Origin of the sequence: Enterococcus sp. DIV0436a (assembly GCF_051711605.1) — a bacterium.
Classification (GTDB): domain Bacteria; phylum Bacillota; class Bacilli; order Lactobacillales; family Enterococcaceae; genus Enterococcus_B; species Enterococcus_B faecium.
In genome coordinates, this window is sequence record NZ_JBIONA010000001.1 from 1,630,670 (window position 1) to 1,650,307 (window position 19,638).

Sequence of the window (19,638 nt, forward strand, 5' to 3'; positions counted from 1 at the left end):
CCGAGAATGATTCTTCAACCATCCTCCTGAAAAATTTTTTCAGTGACTTTTATATTTTAGACGATTTTTATCGAAATGACATTCTTTTTGCTTACAATTAGTAATAAAAAAACATACCTGTGATAGCTTTAATCTATCGCAGGTATGTTTTTACTGTCTATTCTTGTTTTTCTGATTGAAAATTCAATTTTACCCCAGGCTGATCCAAGGCGATCTCTGTCACCTCATAAGACATTCGGCGTACGATATCGAATAACGGTGCTACTAGCTCGTCCACTTCTTCTTGTGTGACATCATTTTGACCTTCAATTTTCCGATTGAGGATATGATTGATCTGACTCACACTTCCAGATAAAACATATGTATCAAACACTAAACGGAACTCTAAGCGTGCTCCTACGATGCTATGTTCTTTCGGATAGTTTTCGATCGTTTCTTTTAAAGGCGAGAAGCCCACTTTCAAATCTGTTTCTACTTCTTGGTTCGGCAATCTCATATCATAATGAAATGCTTCTACAACTTCTTTTTGTCTTCTGATTTCCATATAATTTTATCACTCCTTTATGAAAATTATAACATATCTCCTTTGAAAGGGGATACTACTTTTTAATGATGCTCTGCAAGGTAAGGATTTCATTCAGATTTCCTACCACATAATCTGCCGGGATCTCACCCAGAAAATGATCGATGTCGTAAAGACAAGTAGCGACTCCTGCATTTTTCCCTGCTTCGATATCTAAACGACGATCGCCGATCATCATCGTGTCTGTTCTTTCTAAATGAAAAGTATCGATCAAATAATTTAAAGATGCTGGATCAGGTTTACGAGGAAAGTCCTGATCGATCCCTACTACTTCCTCAATCAGATGTGCCAATCGATGTTCTTTTAACAGGCCCCATGTTGATTCTGTCAAACGGTGGGTCAGGATGAAATGACGACCGCCGTTGTCTTTTAGCATTTCCAGTACTTGTTTCGTTTCTGGAAATGGACGGGAAACTACCGTACTTTCTTTTTCATATCGGTGAAATAATTCATTAAACTCTTTGGCATTCAAGTTTGATTCATTGATCAAATAACTAGTAGAATATTTTTTCATTTTGAAGTAGATTTCTTTTTTGTCCATACTGATACCAAAATCTTTTAGTGCTTGCCATGCACCATCTACCATTGCGGGATACGTATCAAACAATGTACCATCAAAGTCCCATATATAATTTTTCATGTTCCTTTTGTTCCATTCCTTTGCTTCTTTTTTCTATCTCTCACTTTAGATAAAGGTGTTCTTTAAAGTATTTTTTTGTCCAGAATTGTCAAATCATCTGCTAATGTATACTGGATTGGTTGTGCATTTGGGATATCGATCGTATCCATTTGATCTTCAGGAACATCTTCTAAATATTTTGTCAGTGCTCGGATGCTATTACCATGACCCACAACTAGTAAATCTTGCCGATCTTTTAGTTTTGGTGCTAGATGATCTTGCCATAAGGGAATGATCCGATTCACTGTCATTTCCAGACTTTCTCCGTATGGGATCAAATGCGGGTCCAAGTGATCATATCTGCGGTCAAATCTATTTTCTGCGGTTAACGGCGGAACTTCCGTATATCCTCTGCGCCATTTTTTTACTTGATCTTTTCCGTATATTTCTTTCATCTTATCTTTGTTTTTACCCACAAGATCCCCATAATGCCGTTCATTTAGACGCCATGTTTTTATTATAGGAAGCCATAACTGACCCATTTCTTCTAGTGCGACTTGTCCGGTAAGAATCGCACGTTTCAAAACAGAGGTATAAACGGCATCGAATTGAAGGCCAGCTTCAAGCATTTTTTGACCGGCTACTGCTGCTTGTTCTTTTCCTTTTTCTGTTAAGGCGACATCTAGCCATCCTGTCCAGTAATTTTCAAAATTTGCTTCGCTTTCGCCATGACGTAATAATACTAATTTCATTCTTTTCTCCCTTAAACATTCGTTTCGAATTTTATACCACATGTTTTGCATGTCACGCGTATTCGTCCTTTTCCTTTAGGTGCACGCTGCTTTTGATGACAATTCGGGCACTCAAAAAAAGTATAACTTTTTCGATCCATTTTAGCTTGCTTTTTGTTTGTTATCTGATGATATTTTTCTTTGACTCTATCAAGATATTTCAAATAACGTTGATTCTCATTTAGTCTGGGGTAGATTTTTTTTGATAGGAAACGAAATATCATCCATCCGAAAAAGACGATGAACAACAATTGTCCGATTCTATAGGGCAACCAACGACTTAGCAAACTAAAGACAAGCGCAGCAATCAATAGACCGCGATTCAACTGATCAAATTTCGCATATCTTCCCTGCATAAGTTTGTGATAGTTCTGCTGAAATCGTATTAGCCTTTCTAACCATGTTTGCATCATATTATCTCCTCCATCATCTAATATTTATTATGACAAAAAAATCCAAAAAGAAAAAGCCTTAATTGGCCTTTTCCATTGCAACTTGGTGAAGGACATTCCGATTTCTGGTAAAGTCAATCACAATCACTTTCTTTTTATCTTCTCTGTTGACTACTCGAAATGTGTCCGTCAATGGAAGAAATAGCTTCTTAGATGGTAGCTGTTGCATACGTATAAAACGATGGATCATCGTAATCAATTGAGGAAATTGAATAGACGTGTGAAGCAGACCTGGATATTTTTTCAACAGCTGTGTCGTTTTGATCAGATTCCGTTTTTTACTGATCACTTTTAAAAAGCTTTTTAGAATCTTTTGCTGACGTCTAAAAATAGAAAAAGAATTTTCGTCATCTATTTGATAACGCATTTGTTTTTGCAGTTCTGCTGCAGTCAGATGGATCTTCCCATCGTTTGTATCGATCATTAAACCTTCTGGAAACAGTTCAACCACTGCTCGATCCCAAGATTCAAGAGAAAGCTCGATATAATCTTTTACTGGTAATTCCAATTCTACCTTAAAAAAGTGCAAAACAGCCGACAGCCCTTCTGCTTGATAGATTTCTCCTAATGTTAGCCCCTCTAGATGGAACTCTGGTGAAAAATGCAGCAATGTTTTATTTTCCTGCAATTGAACATATAGAAATGTAGATCGCTCAATCAGAGTATCTTTTAAAACAACTAAAAAATTCATTTTTCTCCCCCTTTTTTCATCATTTTTAAAATAGCATATTTTGAAAAGAAAGTCTGATGCTTAGAGTAGAATTTCATAAAAATTTACTATTTCATAAGTATTCACGAGAAAATACAAACAAAAAAGCGGAAATAACGCTCATCCGCCTTCTTGTTTATGTTTATTTCCTCTTCAAACGCTTGTCTATGATTCAGACTTTTCTCTATCTTTATTTTCATCTAAAAGTTCTTGCATTCCGATAATTTCTCGATATTGATGAATCTTAGTGATACCAATGACTTTGTCTACATCAATACTAAAACAAATACCATTACCTGGAATATCGATGTTGATGCCTTGACCAATCGCATCCATTACTTTATTCGTCAAACTATCGGGTACTAATGTCAACACAATATCTTTTTCTGGCGAAATGTCCAAACCTAAAAATTTCCCTGAATCATGTACACCAGAACCTCTTCCATGTAAGATCGTTCCGCCTGCTGCACCTGCTTCTTTTGAAAAGTCGATAACATCTTCGCCCGTTCCTCCGTCAACGATCGTCACAATCATGTGAAGATTCAATGCTACAAGATCTTTCATTTGCTTTCCCCCAATTTTTGCAATCTTTCTTTTTCGATTCTGTCTTTTTCATCTTTTCGTTTATAAATATATCCTAGTACTAAAGTGGATAATATTGGTGTCAATGCAATCATTGCAACCACACCAAACCCGTCAATGATCGGATCTCTTCCCTCAATTTGTGCAGCGATCGCCACGCTCATTGATAAAATAAATGTCGAACACATCGGGCCCGTTGCTACTCCACCGTTATCAAAAGCCATTGCTAAAAAGATCTTGTCCACTTTTCGTCCTAAAATAAATGCTAGCCCGTATCCTGGGATCAAGAAATAATAAAGAGAGAATCCGACGAGCAAACGCCACATAGACAATCCTACTGCTGCGCCGATCCCAATCGAAATCACCATCAACATGACTTTTGACCGGATCCTTCCTTCACTCAATTCTTCAACCTGTTTGACCATTACATGAATCGCCGGCTCAGCAAACCCTACTAAGAACCCCATTAAAAAGCCAAGGGGAACCAGTATATAATTGTAAGGCAATCCCGCAATAGCACTGCCTAAATGCTGTCCTACCGGTACATAAGCCATATTGACTCCGTGCAGGAAAAGGATCAACCCAATAGTCGTTATCAAGAAACCTTTCATAATGTCAAAGAAACGCTTTTTGCGCATACGAAAACTAATGATATTCATTAAAACAAATAGGATTACGATAGGTGCCACTGCCAAAATGACTTCCATGGTAACGATTTCGATTCCATCTATCACTTGCTGCCAGAAACTCATTGGAAGATCACCCCCAAAATCATCACGGCAAGAATCGGCCCTAACGAAGCAATACCGACCATTCCAAAACTGTCATTTTCATTTTTCTTTTGTTTGATCATACTAGTCATCCCTCCGGCAAGGGCCAAGATAAATGGAACAGTTACTGGACCAGTAGTCACTCCCCCCGAATCAAAAGCAATCGGCATAAATTCGGAACTGGTGAAAAATGAGGCGATCAAAACGCCTATGTAGCCTATAGCCATCAATTGATAATAGGATAGCTTGAATACGACCCGAAGCAGCGCAAAGGCTAGAAATACTCCAGTGCCGACGCTGACGATCCCAATCAGCAACACTCTGCCAATCTCTCCGTCAGATATATCATATACTTGTTGTCCCAAAACTTGCACGGAAGGTTCAGCAATCGTGATCACGATCCCGATAGCAAATCCCAAACTGACCAAAACAGTCAAACTTTTCTTTTTGATCATATATTTCCCTACTAGATCTCCGACTTCCATCATAGAATAATCTGCTCCAAACAAAAAGAGCGTCATTCCGATCATCATGATTGCCGCACCAACCAGAAATGAAGCGAGGTCTTCTCCTTCTAACGGTGCAAAAACAAACGTTAAAATGACAATCAGGACAGTCATCGGCAATATAGCAGCAATCACTTCTTTAAAATTTTTTAGCATGTATCCTCCTCCTTTACTCTTTAAGTTTACCTTAAAATGAAAGAGTTTTCGAGCACAAACTTAAAACGTTATCATTTAATTTTTCTCAACATAAAATAACACACGTCCCAAAAGTATCTTTTTACTTGGAAAAATGACTTTGAAGGAACGCGCTTATTGTGTTTTTTTATTTTACAGAGCCGATCATTCCTTGAACGAATTGCTTTTGCAAAACGAAAAATACGATGGCAGTTGGTAAAGTAGCGATGACTAATCCAGCCATGATCATTCCATAGTCTGGTGTATAGGAAGCACCCATAGCAGATAAAATAAGCGGAACCGTCCGTTTATCAGGAGATTGCAAAGCTACTAAGGGCCATAAATAATTGTTCCAGCTACTCATGAATGTGATGATTGCAGCCGCGGCATAGGTATTTTTAGCCATCGGCATATACACTCTAAAAAAAATACTTAGTTCTTTTAGACCGTCTAATCGAGCGGCTTCTACTAGATCTTTTGGAAAAGATTTAACATTTTGTCGAAAGAAGAAGATCAAAAAAGCAGTGCTAACAGATGGCAGGATGACAACCAAGAAACTGTTGATTCCCAAAACCGTTCCGTTCAATTGTGAAAACATTCGATACAAAGGGATCATCAATGCCGCAAAAGGAACCATCATCGATAGCAGTAGAATATTGAAAATTAGGTCTTTTCGTTTACTTTGATAAATCTCAAATCCATATCCTGCCATTGACGAAATCAGCAATGCAAACACAGTGGTCACCAAAGCGATCATCGCTGAATTCCAAAGGGAACGAGTAAAATTCAGCTCATTGGAAAACAAATTTTGAAAATTGATGATCAAGTTACTGCCAATCTTTATTTTTCCCGATGTGATATCCACGGGTGTATTCGTCATTCCCAAAACCATCCAGACAAAAGGGAAAATGGAAATAAATGATAGGATGCTTAATGCTGTATACTTTAATACTGACCCAATTGTCGAACGAAGTTCTAATGCTTGTTTTTTGACGTTGGGGCGTTCGATTGTTTCTTTTTCTACCATATTTTTCATCGACTTTCTCCTCCTACTTTCGTTTGGATTATCGACAATATCACAATAAAGGAAACAATAACAAAGGAAACTGCTGCCGCATATCCAAAATTAGGCGTGAATTTATAACTCAAATTATAGATGTATTGAGATAGGGTGGTCGTTGCATTTGCTGGTCCCCCGCCAGTAATATTTTGTACTTCATCAAAAAGCTGCAATGTCCCGATCGTCGAAGTAATGGAAGTAAACAAAATGATTGGTTTTAAATTTGGGATCGTCACTTTGATAAACTGCTGCCATTTAGAAGCACCGTCAATAGATGCTGCTTCATAAATCTCCGAATCAATATTTTGCATGCCTGAAAGGAAAAAAATCATATTGTATCCAGTCCAACGCCAAGTGATCGAAAGAATGATCAGAACTCTCGCCCAAATTGGATGAGTCAACCAGCCAATCGGTGTGTCAATCATACCAATGCCCAACAACAAGTTGTTTACAAGGCCAGATTGAGAAAATAGACTTTTCATGATCAGAGAATAACTGACCATCGAAGTGATACATGGAAGAAAGATAGCGGTTCGAAACAACCCTTTATATTTCAACTTTTTATCATTTAAAAGGTTGGAAATAAAAAGTGCTAGAAACAACATGATCGGTACTTGTACAAGTAAATACAGGAATGTATTAAAAAAAGCTTTTTTAAAAGTTGCATCTGTCAACATCCGCTGATAATTACCTAACCCGTTAAATGTCATATTGACAGGGGGACCACTTTGAAAAGACGTGATCAAAGCCAAAACCATCGGAATAAAAACCATGATTGATATCAAAATGACTGGCAAGATTAAAAAAGCATGCCCGTTTTTGAATAAATCTTTCTGCTTCATTCTTTTCCCTCCAATTCTATCATTGATTATCTACATGAAAAGACAAGAAAGACAACATCTGTAAGGCAGACGTGATCTTTTTTGTCTTTTCGTTTGTCTGATGAAAAAGCGAAGAAATTCACTTTTTTACCACCGATCAATTAGCCAATTGTGCTTCTACTTGTTTTTGTGTATCTGCTAGTACCTTGTCTGTCTCTTCTCCATTGATGATTCGATGAAGAGCTTCAGCTACGACTGCTTCAATTGCATAGGTCTCATGTCCGTAATTCACTTCTGGTATTTCAGATGTCCATGTTGAAAAATCGTCAAAGATCTTTTGACCACTGTAAAATTCAGAAGCTTCTTGATAAGCTTCTTGTTCATTCGCGCTAAGCATCGTAGATACTAGTCCGATTTCTTTCGCAAGAGTGCCCATCAGTTCTTCATTCGAAGCAAACGTTGCTTCTAGGAAATCTTTCGCTGAATCTTCTCCAGCTACTCCTTTGATCACATACCAGCCAGCGCCGCCAAGGTTAGAAGCTTGCGCTTTTTGCAGATTTTCTGGAAGTGCAGGTATTGGTGCAATCTTCCATTTTCCAGATTGGTTTTCTGCTCCTTGGATCGTTGAAGAATACCAAGCGCCAGTTGGGCTAGAAGCTACTGCTCCTGATTGTATCGCAGTTACTCCAGCATTCCAGTCAGAGGTTTGTTCGACTAGATCTTCTTTCAAAAGAGTGGCAAACAATTCAAGACCATACTTTAAAGATGCATTGTCTTGGATCGTGACTGTCTCCCCATCTTCAGATGTATACCATTCTCCTGCCTGTTGCATAATCATCCTTACTCGACCAAGGTCAGAAGGATTGACTTCAGCGATTTTCTTTCCCGTCTTTTCTTTGACATCTCGCGCTACTTGAATATACTCGTCCCACTTCAGATTCTCCATATCCTCTTCTGTATATCCTGCTTCAGCCATCAGATCCGTACGATAGAAGTTTGCTGTTACGCCCGAATCGAAAGGAACACCGTATATTTTATCTCCTACTTTGTTTACCGCAAATTTATACGGTGCAAAATGATCTTCCTTTACAATAGCAGACAAATTAGCGAATGCATCTGGATAAGAAGTCAAATAGCCTTGTATCCTATAATCTTCAATCAAGACGATATTGGGCAATCCTTCTGTATTCCCGCTCGCTAAAGCGGTGTTCAGTTTCTGAACGATATCATCCTGAGACATCGTAACAACTTCTATCTCTGTTTCTTCGTTCTCATAAACTTTTTTTGCTTCATTCACTGCTTTGATATTGAATGTCTCATCCCACGCCCAGACAGTGACTTTTTCTTCGTTGTCTGCTGTACTACTAGTACTTCCGCATCCTGTTAAGAAACCTGATGCTGCCGCTAAACAAACGACTCCAGCAATTAACTTTCTGATGTTCATTTTTATTCGCTCCTTTTCCATCCATTAGTTGTTTACGTTTGCTACATTCATCATACCAAAATTCGAAAACGGTTTCTTTGTTATTCAGATACTTCAAAAATTTCTCCTAAAATAATAAAAAAATACAAATCAACTATGACAAAAGGAATAATCTTAGCATCTAGACCAAAGATCGAAATGGTGAGGTTTCTTTAAAATAAAAATATCCTTGCATTTTCTCCTAGAAATAAGTATTTTTAAATTACAAGACTATTCTTAAGGCGGGTAAAAAAATGCCAATACGCGTAATTCTTATCGATGATGAACAGACGATTTTAGACGGAATGAAACAGTTGATCAATTGGTCTGAGCACGGGTTTCAATTAATAGGGACTTTTTCCAGTCCGTTGAAAGCGCTTGATTTTTCTTTGGTACATGCAATCGATATCGTGGTCACAGATGTAATGATGCCTGAACTAAATGGGATCGAATTATCGCGGCTATTAAAACAGCAACAACCTGAAACACAGATCCTTATCCTCTCTCTAGCTATGATGAGTTTGATATGGTTAAAGATTCTTTTAAAGAAGGCGTCGCTGATTATCTTTTAAAGCCTCGATTGAGTCCTGATTTTTTTCTAAATTCCTTAACTGCCGTTTCACAAAAAATCAAAAAAAAGCCCAACAAAAGCCCAATCACCAATCGTTATGAGCAGATCTGCGAGAATCTTTCACAGCAGATTGCTGGACAAACTCGTCCATTGCTTGACCCTCTTCTTTTTGAACACACCCTGTTTTTTCTGTTATATACCGAAATACGGCCATTCAGTTCAAAACAAGGCTCTAAACAAAAACAGTCGATCACCCATTCATTGATGGATAGCGACGATTCGTTTACTATTTATCCTGTTTCTACCTTTTCGGAAGAATCCGGCTATGTGATCAATACTGATTCCAAAGATACATTTAGGAAGTTTGTTCAAAAGTTTCGTCAAGAAGTTTTTCCAGGTGATTTTTTTGTTGTTTCTGATTCTTTTGCAATCCAAGATATCAATGAAATATTCCAAGAGATCAGAAATTGCACCAAAGGACAACGTTTCTATCATAAGGGAAAGAACCTTGCTTATCAGCATGAACTTCTTCCGTTATTAACCAACCACGAGCAGCAAGCAAGTAGTTATTTAACAAAAATCGTTCATAAAGACTACGCTTTAGCTATCAAAGAACTTGAGAATTTCTTCACGACGATATTGGAACAGCCTATTGATCCAGCTTATTTGAAACATGAGGCAATCAATCGTTTCTATGCATTACTCAACGCTTTGGCTGACGAGCATGTTGGGAATGAAGAACTTTCTTTGCTCAAGATCGCCCTTCCTTCTTTATTAGCCGATGCTGAGTATTTCGAAGATTTTTCTATTCTTGTCAAAGAAACACTTGAGAAACTCACCCACTTTTCTGCAAATGCAAAAAAAGACAATTTCGATATCTTGACTTTGATCTACGAGTTCGTCCAGGAAAATTATGAGAAAGAAATCAATTTACAACTTCTATCCGAAAAATATCATTTTTCATATAGCTATCTTTCAGCCATCTTTACTGAAAAATTTGGCATCAACTTTTCAAAATATCTAAAAAAAGTCCGTATCAGTAAAGCCAAGCTCTTTTTAACGGAAACACGGCTTACTTTGACGGAAATCTGTGAGAAAGTCGGCTATACCGAACTGGGTTATTTCTCCAGAGTTTTTAAAGAAGAGACAGGAATGACACCTTCTCAATACCGTAAAGGAACTTTTGTAAAATGAGAAAAAAAATCAAAGAGCATGAACTCTTTACCAAACTTCTGTTCATTTTGTTCATCGGTCTTTTTCTGCAAGCCATCGTCATCTCTTTGTTTATTTATCATCGATCAAGGGATGCCTATATCCAGCTGTTCAATCAATCGAATGATGTGGTACTAAAAAAGATTCAATCTGAATTTGAAAGTTTGAATGATACAATCGAGAATACATTAGCCGCTTTTGATTCTAATCCAGCTGTCGAAAGCTATTTTTCCAATGATCCAGCCCAACATATGGAACAGCTTCAGCAACTAAGAACAATCCAAAAAATGAATGACTCTCTTTCAAAAATCCATCCAATGATCGATTACGATATATTGATCTTTGGAGAAAATGGAAGAACTTTTGTCGGAAACGACATGCTCACTGCCGTATCTGCCGATTCTTTTTTTCAATCTGCGATTGCTCAGAGAGTGAATGAACGTGCTGCTGATACACAAATGCTTTTTGCACACCACGGATTGACTCTTCGCGATAAGAAAGCACCCAGCGTCTTCTTTGTCAAAAAACTGAAAAATACATTGAATCACGTTTACGGATATGCTGTTTTATCGATCTCATCCAAGCAACTAGCGAATCTTTTTCAATCTGTAGTAAATCCTGAGATATCGAAGATCTCCTTCATGAACGAAGAACAGACGATCATCGCATCAAATGAAGAAAATACAATTGGGAGCCGATCAATGATTTTCAAAAAACTAACAGTAGGTGAAACAACGATTTCAAATGGACAGCAGTTGACCCGTCTTCCTTTGTACCGCCAGGATTGTACATTACTCAGTCAAGTCGATCTTCATTCTTTGTCTAACCAAATGGGCGTGATTTTTCCGATTATTTTGTATAATATCGTGACACTTGCTTTTGCTGGCTCATTGGTATTTATGTATTTGGATCGACACACAAAATCGATCTACCGCTTGATTGATTCGCTAAAATGGCTAGAGGAAGATGGCTTAAAAGCTACTGTTCCTGTACAAGGAAGCCATGAAGTCCAATTGCTAGGGAATACGATCAATCAATTGCTAAGTAATGCGCAGCATCATTATGAACAGACGATCCAAGACGAAAAGAAGAAACGTTCGCTTGAAATCCAAACTATGCAAGCACAGATACAGCCCCATTTTATTTATAATACGCTGACTAGCTTGAAATTTTTGATTTGGCAGAAAAAAACAGATGAAGCAGTTCAAGGAATCGACAGTTTCATTACTTTACTAAGAAGTACGATTGGGAAAAAAGAAGAAGTGATTCCAGTCAAGGAAGAAATCAAAAGCGTACAAAGTTACATCGATCTTTTGAGTATGCGATATGGCGAAAGAATCTCGGCTAAAATAATGATTCCTGATGAACTGCAGTCATTATCTATGCCGAATATGATCCTTCAACCAATTATCGAAAACGCCTATCTTCATGCTTTTCACAATAAAACGCAAGGATTCATCACGGTGTACGGCAAAACAAAAAATCAGCTTCTTTTATTCGAAGTGATTGATAACGGCGATGGCTTCGATACTGAAAATACCAAACAAAAAAATGATCATTTTTCAGGAATCGGCATCAGCCATGTAGATGAGCGGATACGCCTAATGTATGGCGATGCATATGGCTTAACAATCCAATCAGTGATTGGGACAGGAACGACTGTAACGATTTGTCTACCGCTTCTTCCTAAAAATCAATCAGAATATCAAAAATAAAGAATAGCCAAGCGCTGATTTTTTTATTTTAAGTTAAATAAATCAATCAGTATTCTTGACTTTCATCTACGCGTCTCTTCTACTGTCAGCACTGGATAACAGCCCAATATTTGACTTTCTCCTCCGAGCATCTTGATTTCTTGGAGCGCATTCTCTACTAATGTCATTGGGCGGTCCAACAACAAATCGATCACGAAAAAATATTCTCCCAAGCTAGTTTTCAATGGTCGGGATTCAATCTTACTTAAGTTGATTTCCCGCCAGCTAAAAGTTGCCAGCATTTTATGAAGCATCCCTGGCCGATTAGCAGGTAGTGTCAAGATGACACTCATTTTTACTGGAGCTGACTGCTGGCTGGTCATCTTTCGGTCACCGACGATCCAAAAACGTGTCTGGTTCAACTCATTATCTTGGATATTCTCAGCTAAGATCTCCAATCCAACATGCTGTGCTGTTTCTAATGAAGCAATCGCTGCTGCGTCTTCTTTCGGATGTTCTGCTACATACATTGCTGCAGCAGTTGTTGATTCTGTTGCTACTAAAGGAACATTAGGATAATGCGTTTCTAAAAACTGTTGTGATTGTGCTAGTGCTTGTGGATGTGAAAGGATTTTTGTAATCTTTGTTGCTGGATTGCCTAAAAGCTGCTGCTTGATAGGAAGAACGATTTCACTTTTAACTTCGACTTCTGGATGTTTGGAAAGAAGATCGATTGTGTGATGAACAGATCCTTCCAATGAATTCTCTACAGGAACGACAGCCAGATCGACTTGTTTGCGAAACAAAGCGCGCAAACAAGCAGGGATGGAAGCATACGCAGTCAATTGTTCTGTAGGAAATAGCTGACAAGCCGCCTGATAAGTGAATGAACTTTCTGGCCCTAGATAGCTGACGTTCATATGCTTTTGATCCTTTCTATAATGGTATCGATGATCTTTTCTGGTGTTTGATTGGTCGTGTTGATTCGATGTGTCGCACTTTCTTCATACCAAGAAAGTCGTTGTGCCAATAATGCTTTTATTTCTTCTCTTGTTTTTCCAAGAGCTAAAGGTCGAATAGACGTTTCATCTTGTTGGATACGATCAACTAGACAGTCCGCTTCTGCCTCTAAGTAAAGAACAATCGGCTGTGTTTTTAAAAAACGCCGATTTTCTGCACTTTGGACAATCCCTCCACCAGTCGCGATAATTTTGTCTTCATTTGACAGCTTTCTTAAAATATCTGACTCCACTTTTCGAAAGCTTTTTTCACCGTAATAGTGAAAATATTCGGCAATCGACAATTGGATATGTTCCTCAATCTTTGTATCTAAATCTACATACTCTTTTTGTAAACGTTGAGCTAACCCTTTACCGATTGTTGTTTTTCCAGCGCCCATGAAACCAATCAGCAAAATGCTAGCCATGAGCTTCTCCTCCTGACACAAGTTCTGCTAAATCGTCAAAAAATGCCGGATAAGAGATTGAAACAGCTTCAGCTCCTTCTAGTTCGCAAGGTCCATCAGCTATCAAAGCAGCTACTTGCAGCATCATACCGATTCGATGATCGCCTCTGCTGGACACTTTTGCGCCCTGCAGAGGTGTCGGCCCATGGATGATCAGACCGTCTGCTGTCGCTTTTATCTTTGCTCCCATTTTCTGTAATTCTTCTGCCACCGCATCAATTCTGTTGGTTTCTTTTACTTTTAATTCTTCTGCGTCTTTGATGATCGTGATTCCTTCTGCTTGAGTAGCCACTAAAGCTAGAATGGGCAATTCATCAATCAGACGTGGAATGATTTCTCCACCAATCGTTGCTTTCTTCAAATGACTCGTCTTGACACTTAAATCAGCCGATTGGTTCTGTTCATTGTGTTTCGTCTGGGTAATCGCTGCGCCCATTTCCTCCAACACATCTAAGATACCGGTTCTTGTTGGATTGACCCCGACATTTTTTAACAACAGTTGGCTTTCCGGAACAAGAAGCCCTGCTGCTAGAAAGAAAGCAGCCGATGAAATATCGCCTGGAACAGTTATCTGTTGACCAGTTAATTTTTGTGGTCCTGTTACCGTGATTGTTTTACCTTCTACTGAGATCCTTCCGCCAAATTGACGAATCATTTCTTCCGTATGGTTACGGGAACGTTCTTTTTCAACGATTACGGATGTGCCTTCTGCTTGTAATGCCGCAAACAGCAAAGCAGATTTGACCTGTGCACTGGCTACAGGCATATTGTATCGGATAGGTGATAAAGAGTTGGTTCCTGTCACAGTGATTGGTAGATACTGCTCATTCTCTTTTCCTTGCAAGTCAGCGCCCATCTCGCGTAAAGGTTCCATCACTCGCCCCATTGGACGTTTAGACAACGAAGCATCCCCGAACAGAGTAGTCGTAAAAGGCTGTCCAGCCAAAATACCCATCAATAAACGTATGGTCGTACCGGAGTTTCCCATGTCGATTGATTCGGTTGGTTGGACAAATGAGTGGCTACCGCGACCATGAATCTTGATCATCTCTTCCTCTTCTTCGATTTCAACGCCTAATTGCTGGAAGGCATGTAAAGTACTCAGACAATCTTCTGCGCGCAAAAAATTTTGTATAGTCGTCGTTCCTTCCGCAATTGCCCCAAACATGATGCTGCGATGAGAAATTGATTTGTCTGCTGGTATCCTAACAGTTCCTCTTAATCCATGTATTTGTTGTAATAATTGCATTTATCCAGCCTCCTATTTGATCCAGCAATGATAACTGGTATTAGACATAATGATTCTTTTTGCTTGTAACAAATCCTGTTGGTTTTTAAAACTGATTTGCAGTATTCCTAAAATATCTTCCCTGGTCTCTTGGATCTTCAAATTAATCAAAGAAACTCCCGCTTTTCCGATCAGTCCAGTTACTTCTGCAATCACGCCAGGTTCATCTGGCACATCGATAAATAAATCAAAAAAGGCAGGAATCGCACCTTGCTTATGGATAGGCAACTGGTCTCGACTTTCTTTTGCCCGATTGAAAAAAGAAAAGATTTCCGATTGGTTATCAGTCATGATCCATTCTGCTATTTGTGCCATTTCTTGCTGCCAATCCGCCAATCGTTCCAATAATATCTGCTTATTGCTCAACAAAATATCTGTCCACATAACAGGATCCGAGGAAGCGATCCTAGTGATATCTCGAAAGCCTCCTGCTGCCAGTTGTTTGGCTCGCGGATACTCTTGATTGAATTGTTCTGCCTGATTGACTAAGCCAGCTGCCAGAATATGTGGAAAATGACTTAGCATTCCTGTTATACGGTCATGTTCTCTTGCTGTAAGAGTTACATATTTTGCTTTGGTTCCGCAAAATAGTTCTTGCAGTTTTTCAACATCTTTTTTCGTCTTTTCCAAAGGTGTAAAGATGTAATAGGCATTTTCAAATAGTTTAGCATCTGCTGCCTGTATACCTGATTTATGAGAACCAGCCATTGGATGTCCACCGACAAACCGAAGATTTTTCTGCTCAGCGGATGTCACGACTTGCTGCTTCGTACTGCTGACATCCGTAATGATGACGTGATCAGACAAGTTGATTCTTTCAAGGACATCAAGATAAGCTAAGGTTGTACGGACGGGAACGGCTAATAAGATAACGTCTGCTTGTTCTGCACCTGTTTCAAAATCACTTGCAACGTAATCAACGATCTGCTGTTCTACTGCTTGCTCACGGGTTTTTGACTGACTATCCCAACCAACTACTATCAGTTCTGGATTGGTCTGACGAATACAAAGTGCCATAGAAGCACCAATCAGTCCAAGCCCCACGATAAAAACATGTTGTGCCATCTTATTTGCCCCCTTTTTAGTAATGTTTCAAGTAGTCACGGTACTCCTTCACTGCAGCTTTCAACTCAACAAGCGAATCACTTGGGAATTTTGACAATAGCTCTGTCGCTACCACAGTGGCTACAACATTTTCCGCAACGACGCTAGCTGCAGGAACTGCTGTACTATCCGAACGTTCTACACTTGCTTTGTAAGGTTCTTTTGTATCGATATCAACACTTTGAAGTGGCTTGTACAATGTAGGAATGGGTTTCATGACCCCGCGAATGACAAGTGGTTCGCCATTGGTCATTCCGCCTTCGAAGCCGCCTAGATTATTGGTACGTCGGAAATAGCCTCTTTCTTCTTCCCATAGGATCTCATCCATCACTTCTGAGCCTGGTAATGAACCAGAAGTGAATCCGACCCCAAATTCTACGCCTTTAAAGGCATTGATACTAACCACAGCTTGTGCGATTTTGGCATCTAGCTTCGTGTCCCATTGTACGTAGCTTCCTAATCCAGCTGGAACGCCTCCAACGAGCACTTCTACAATTCCTCCGATCGTATCTCCATTTTTCTTTGTCTGATCGATCAAATCTTTTATTCTTTGCTCAACTGCTGGATCAACAACTCGTACTTCTGACGCTTCAGAAATTTCTTTGATTTCTTGAATCGAGATATTTCCAGGTATTTCTGCTTGGATTCCACCAAGACAAATCACGTGTCCTGCTACGATGATGTCAAGTTCTTCCAGAATTTTCTTGGCAATTGCGCCGATTGCTACACGCATGGTCGTCTCTCTTGCAGAGGACCGTTCAAGCACATTCCGAAGATCTCGATGATGGTATTTCATACCGCCTACCAAATCCGCGTGTCCTGGACGCGGACGTGCAACTCGCCGCAGTGATTGGTCTTTTTCAGGCACTTCTGCTACAGACATGACAGTTGTCCAATTTTTCCAATCTTTATTTTCTACCACTAAAGTGACAGGTGAACCAATTGTTTTGCCGTGACGGATGCCAGACGTGATCCGAACACGATCTTTTTCGATCTTCATCCTTCCTCCTCTGCCGTAACCAGCTTGTCTGCGAGCGAGTTCATGATTGATTTCTTCTTCTGACAGAGGTAATCCTGCTGGTAGTCCTTCAATAATCGCTGTTAATTCTGGTCCATGAGATTCTCCCGCAGTCATATAACGCATCTTACAGTCCTCCTAAGTAATCTTTGAATGTCTCTGTGGGAACAGGAACGATTTTTGCTTGCCCAATCTTTTCTAGCAAGATGATATTCAATTGGCTTCCTCTTGCTTTCTTATCATGGGTTATCGCGTGGAATAATTCATCTGGATGACTTAGATCGTACGTAATCGGCAGATGGAATTTTTGAAGTATCCTTTCTAAAGCAGCTGTCGATCCAGTTGGAGACAAGCCGATTTTTTCTGCATGAGAAGTGATGGCTACCATTCCAATAGCTACTCCTTCTCCATGACTGACTACCCCATATCCTGCTGTATTTTCAATTGCATGGCCAATTGTATGACCAAAATTTAAAATAAGTCGATTTCCTTGGTCAAAGACATCTTCTTCCACTACTTTTCGTTTGATTTCCAACGTAGCAGTAATGATTGGAACAGCATGTTCCAGAAGATCTTTTTCGTCTTTCAGCTCGTTCAGCTGTTTCCAAAGCGTTGCATCTGCTATAGCTGCTGATTTGATGATTTCAGCGATTCCTTCTCGTAAACGACGTACCGGCAAAGTTTTTAGAACCTCAGGATCAATCAATACACCAGCTGGCTGGCTAAATGTTCCGACAAGGTTTTTCGCTTTGTTTGTATTGACTGCTGTCTTCCCGCCAATACTAGAATCTACTTGTGCAAGTAGCGTAGTCGGAATTTGAACGAAATGGATCCCACGCATGAACGTCGAGGCCACGAATGCGGCTAGATCACCCACCATTCCTCCACCAAGTGCAAGTATCCCATCGCTGCGGGTAAAATCATTATCTGCTAAAAAATCGTATAACTCAGCTGCTTGTTCTAAAGATTTACTGGTCTCACCCGCCGGTACGATTGAAAGGACTGGTTCAAAATTAGCTTGTCTCAATTGGAACATGATTTTTTCTGCATATAGTGGAGCAACGTTTGTATCAGTGATCACAGCTACTTTTTGAGGTCTCCAAATCGTTTGAAGCCATGATCCAGCCTGTTCTAGTGCGCCTTTTTCAATATGAATATCGTATTTTTGGTTATCAACATGTACAGTAAGCATTCGTTTCACTTCTTTCTTTTAAAAAGCTGGAATTAATCGAGTGTCTGAATCTTTTCCATTGCTTCTTTCATGATCGTAACTTCTTTCATCATGCGTGAGTAAGTCTTTTCATTCAACGATTGGGGACCGTCTGACCAAGCATTTGCAGGATCAGGATGGATCTCTACGATCATGCCATCTGCTCCGCTTGCCACACCCGCACGAGCCATTGGTGGCACAAGTTCCCAAATTCCTGTACCATGACTTGGATCAACAATCACAGGGAAATGAGTTAATTTTTTCATCAATGGGACAGCACTTAAATCAAACGTATTACGTGTCGCTGTCTCGTAAGTCCGAATTCCACGTTCGATAAAAATGACAGGAGATTTGTCTTCGACTGCAATGTATTCTGCAGCATTAAGCCATTCATTGATCGTACCGGAAATTCCACGTTTCAATCCAACAGGTTTACCTGTTTTACCGACAGCAGATAGCAGTTTAAAATTTTGCATATTACGTGCGCCAATCTGTAGGATATCGCTGTACTCAGCCACCATATCGATATGCCCTTCATCCATCACTTCAGTAATCACTTTCATTCCAAATTCATCAGCCGCTTGACGGATGTATTTCAATCCTTCTTCTTCTAAACCTTGGAAAGCATATGGAGAAGTACGTGGTTTGAAGGCACCACCTCGCAGAATTTTTGCGCCCCCGGCTTTGGCCATTCGCGCACATTCTCTGATTTGGTCTAATCCTTCGATAGAACAAGGACCAGCCATCGTCACGAAACTGCCGTCACCAATTTTTACTCCGTCTACATCCACGACTGTATTGCCAGGATGGAATTCTCGAGAAGTCAATTTGTATGTGTTTAAAATACGCACAGCATTTTCTACTCCTTCATAGCGTGTAAATGCTCCTTCTTGTAAACTTCGCGTATCACCTTTTAGTCCAATCACTACTCGTTCTGTTCCTTGATCGATTGAGACTTTGAATCCTTCTTTTTCGATATGATCGACGACTTTTTTTATTTGTTCTTCCGTTGCTTCTTTTTTCATAATTACTATCATTGTTTTTCCCGCTTTCTTTTGTTTACTTATCTATCTTGGCTGATTTTCTCTACTTTTTCAAGGTGGTTTTACATTAATTCCTACTAAATGACCGTGTCCTGTTGTTCTCATTTTCGCTCCTTCTTTCCTGCTTATGACCCAGATAATCAACAAAAAAAGATGTCCCTGTAGGAAATTGCCTCTACAGTGAACATCTTCAACGAGCCTTAAAAAGCGCTGCAAAAATATAAAATAGCCACTATAGATGAATTTCTCTACGTGGCTGTAAGTCGTGTTTAAAAATCTTTAGCCATCATAGATACAAACCTGGTTTGTTTGTACCCACGAAGTCATGAATACAAACCTATCTAAAATAGCTAAAGTAATACGTATTCAGTTTTGTAAGTTTTCTAGATTTCATAAAAAATCGCTCCAAACTGATGTAAGAATTGTACCTAGTATAGACATAAAAAAATCGACTGTCAATCATTTTTATGAAACTTTTTTTAATTTTCTGATAGTTGACTTTGT

Annotated in this window: 20 protein-coding genes and 1 pseudogene; 3 read left to right on the top strand and 18 right to left on the bottom strand. The window is 39.3% G+C overall.

All coding sequences use genetic code 11. The features are described 5' to 3' along the window. Positions 1-157 precede the first annotated feature (157 nt). The 11 genes from IGL15_RS07980 to IGL15_RS08030 form a co-directional block, all read right to left on the bottom strand. Entirely contained in the window at positions 158-544 is a 387-nt protein-coding gene (locus tag IGL15_RS07980; RefSeq protein ID WP_002291995.1) for a DUF1149 family protein, read from the bottom strand. 55 nt (positions 545-599) lie between these two features. Beyond that, the gene (locus tag IGL15_RS07985) at positions 600-1,223 is read right to left on the bottom strand and encodes an HAD-IA family hydrolase (protein ID WP_104765473.1); all 624 of its coding nucleotides are present in this window, start codon (positions 1,221-1,223) and stop codon (positions 600-602) included. 62 nt (positions 1,224-1,285) lie between these two features. After that, positions 1,286-1,954 (bottom strand): 2,3-bisphosphoglycerate-dependent phosphoglycerate mutase, encoded by a 669-nt coding sequence (locus tag IGL15_RS07990; RefSeq protein ID WP_002324009.1) that lies wholly within the window; start codon positions 1,952-1,954, stop codon positions 1,286-1,288. An 11-nt stretch (positions 1,955-1,965) separates the two neighbouring features. Next, complete coding sequence (locus tag IGL15_RS07995; protein ID WP_002324957.1) at positions 1,966-2,406, bottom strand: hypothetical protein; 441 nt, start codon at positions 2,404-2,406, stop codon at positions 1,966-1,968. 58 nt (positions 2,407-2,464) lie between these two features. Beyond that, complete coding sequence (locus IGL15_RS08000) at positions 2,465-3,136, bottom strand: transcriptional regulator (RefSeq protein WP_002295199.1); 672 nt, start codon at positions 3,134-3,136, stop codon at positions 2,465-2,467. Positions 3,137-3,319: 183 nt separating this feature from the next. After that, a complete protein-coding gene (locus IGL15_RS08005; protein WP_002331417.1) occupies positions 3,320-3,718 on the bottom strand; it encodes a P-II family nitrogen regulator in 399 nt (132 codons plus the stop codon). Continuing rightward, complete coding sequence (locus IGL15_RS08010; RefSeq protein ID WP_002324958.1) at positions 3,715-4,488, bottom strand: DUF1538 domain-containing protein; 774 nt, start codon at positions 4,486-4,488, stop codon at positions 3,715-3,717. The genes IGL15_RS08005 and IGL15_RS08010 overlap by 4 nt, the downstream gene beginning before the upstream one ends. Beyond that, positions 4,485-5,168, bottom strand: a complete 684-nt coding sequence (locus tag IGL15_RS08015; RefSeq protein ID WP_002296409.1) for a DUF1538 domain-containing protein — start codon at positions 5,166-5,168, stop codon at positions 4,485-4,487. Before IGL15_RS08015 ends, IGL15_RS08010 begins: the two co-directional genes overlap by 4 nt. A gap of 166 nt (positions 5,169-5,334) precedes the next feature. Next, entirely contained in the window at positions 5,335-6,222 is an 888-nt protein-coding gene (locus tag IGL15_RS08020) for a carbohydrate ABC transporter permease (protein ID WP_104765474.1), read from the bottom strand. Then, positions 6,219-7,088 carry a carbohydrate ABC transporter permease gene (locus tag IGL15_RS08025; protein ID WP_002289132.1) on the bottom strand — a complete coding sequence of 290 codons (870 nt, stop codon included), beginning with the start codon at positions 7,086-7,088 and terminating at the stop codon, positions 6,219-6,221. The genes IGL15_RS08020 and IGL15_RS08025 overlap by 4 nt, the downstream gene beginning before the upstream one ends. A 136-nt stretch (positions 7,089-7,224) precedes the next feature. Further along, a complete protein-coding gene (locus tag IGL15_RS08030) occupies positions 7,225-8,511 on the bottom strand; it encodes an ABC transporter substrate-binding protein (RefSeq protein ID WP_104765476.1) in 1,287 nt (428 codons plus the stop codon). A gap of 272 nt (positions 8,512-8,783) precedes the next feature. On the opposite strand from IGL15_RS08030, the pseudogene IGL15_RS08035 reads away from it, so the two are divergent. The 3 genes and pseudogenes from IGL15_RS08035 to IGL15_RS08045 all read left to right on the top strand — a co-directional run bounded on the left by IGL15_RS08035 (position 8,784) and on the right by IGL15_RS08045 (position 12,027). After that, positions 8,784-9,365 (top strand): annotated as a pseudogene (locus IGL15_RS08035) (response regulator). Then, entirely contained in the window at positions 9,365-10,294 is a 930-nt protein-coding gene (locus IGL15_RS08040) for a helix-turn-helix domain-containing protein (RefSeq protein ID WP_104765477.1), read from the top strand. Before IGL15_RS08035 ends, IGL15_RS08040 begins: the two are co-directional and overlap by 1 nt. Continuing rightward, entirely contained in the window at positions 10,291-12,027 is a 1,737-nt protein-coding gene (locus tag IGL15_RS08045; protein ID WP_002325753.1) for a cache domain-containing sensor histidine kinase, read from the top strand. The genes IGL15_RS08040 and IGL15_RS08045 overlap by 4 nt, the downstream gene beginning before the upstream one ends. A gap of 62 nt (positions 12,028-12,089) precedes the next feature. On the opposite strand, the gene pheA is transcribed toward IGL15_RS08045, so the two are convergent. Genes pheA through aroF form a run of 7 tightly spaced genes read right to left on the bottom strand, consistent with a single transcriptional unit; the run spans position 12,090 to position 19,128 of the window. Further along, positions 12,090-12,926, bottom strand: a complete 837-nt coding sequence (pheA, locus tag IGL15_RS08050) for a prephenate dehydratase (protein ID WP_104765478.1) — start codon at positions 12,924-12,926, stop codon at positions 12,090-12,092. After that, positions 12,923-13,432, bottom strand: coding sequence for a shikimate kinase (locus IGL15_RS08055; protein WP_002295213.1), 510 nt, complete (start codon positions 13,430-13,432; stop codon positions 12,923-12,925). The genes pheA and IGL15_RS08055 overlap by 4 nt, the downstream gene beginning before the upstream one ends. Further along, positions 13,425-14,720: a 3-phosphoshikimate 1-carboxyvinyltransferase gene (gene aroA / locus IGL15_RS08060; protein ID WP_104765479.1), complete on the bottom strand. Its 1,296-nt coding sequence runs from the start codon at positions 14,718-14,720 to the stop codon at positions 13,425-13,427. The genes IGL15_RS08055 and aroA overlap by 8 nt, the downstream gene beginning before the upstream one ends. Positions 14,721-14,732: 12 nt before the next feature. Next, positions 14,733-15,824, bottom strand: a complete 1,092-nt coding sequence (locus IGL15_RS08065; protein WP_104765480.1) for a prephenate dehydrogenase — start codon at positions 15,822-15,824, stop codon at positions 14,733-14,735. Between the two features lie 16 nt (positions 15,825-15,840). Beyond that, positions 15,841-17,007: a chorismate synthase gene (aroC, locus tag IGL15_RS08070; RefSeq protein WP_002289142.1), complete on the bottom strand. Its 1,167-nt coding sequence runs from the start codon at positions 17,005-17,007 to the stop codon at positions 15,841-15,843. Position 17,008: 1 nt separating this feature from the next. Next, positions 17,009-18,073, bottom strand: coding sequence for a 3-dehydroquinate synthase (gene aroB, locus IGL15_RS08075; RefSeq protein ID WP_002289143.1), 1,065 nt, complete (start codon positions 18,071-18,073; stop codon positions 17,009-17,011). A 32-nt stretch (positions 18,074-18,105) separates the two neighbouring features. Then, complete coding sequence (aroF, locus tag IGL15_RS08080) at positions 18,106-19,128, bottom strand: 3-deoxy-7-phosphoheptulonate synthase (RefSeq protein ID WP_002331429.1); 1,023 nt, start codon at positions 19,126-19,128, stop codon at positions 18,106-18,108. Positions 19,129-19,638 lie beyond the last annotated feature (510 nt).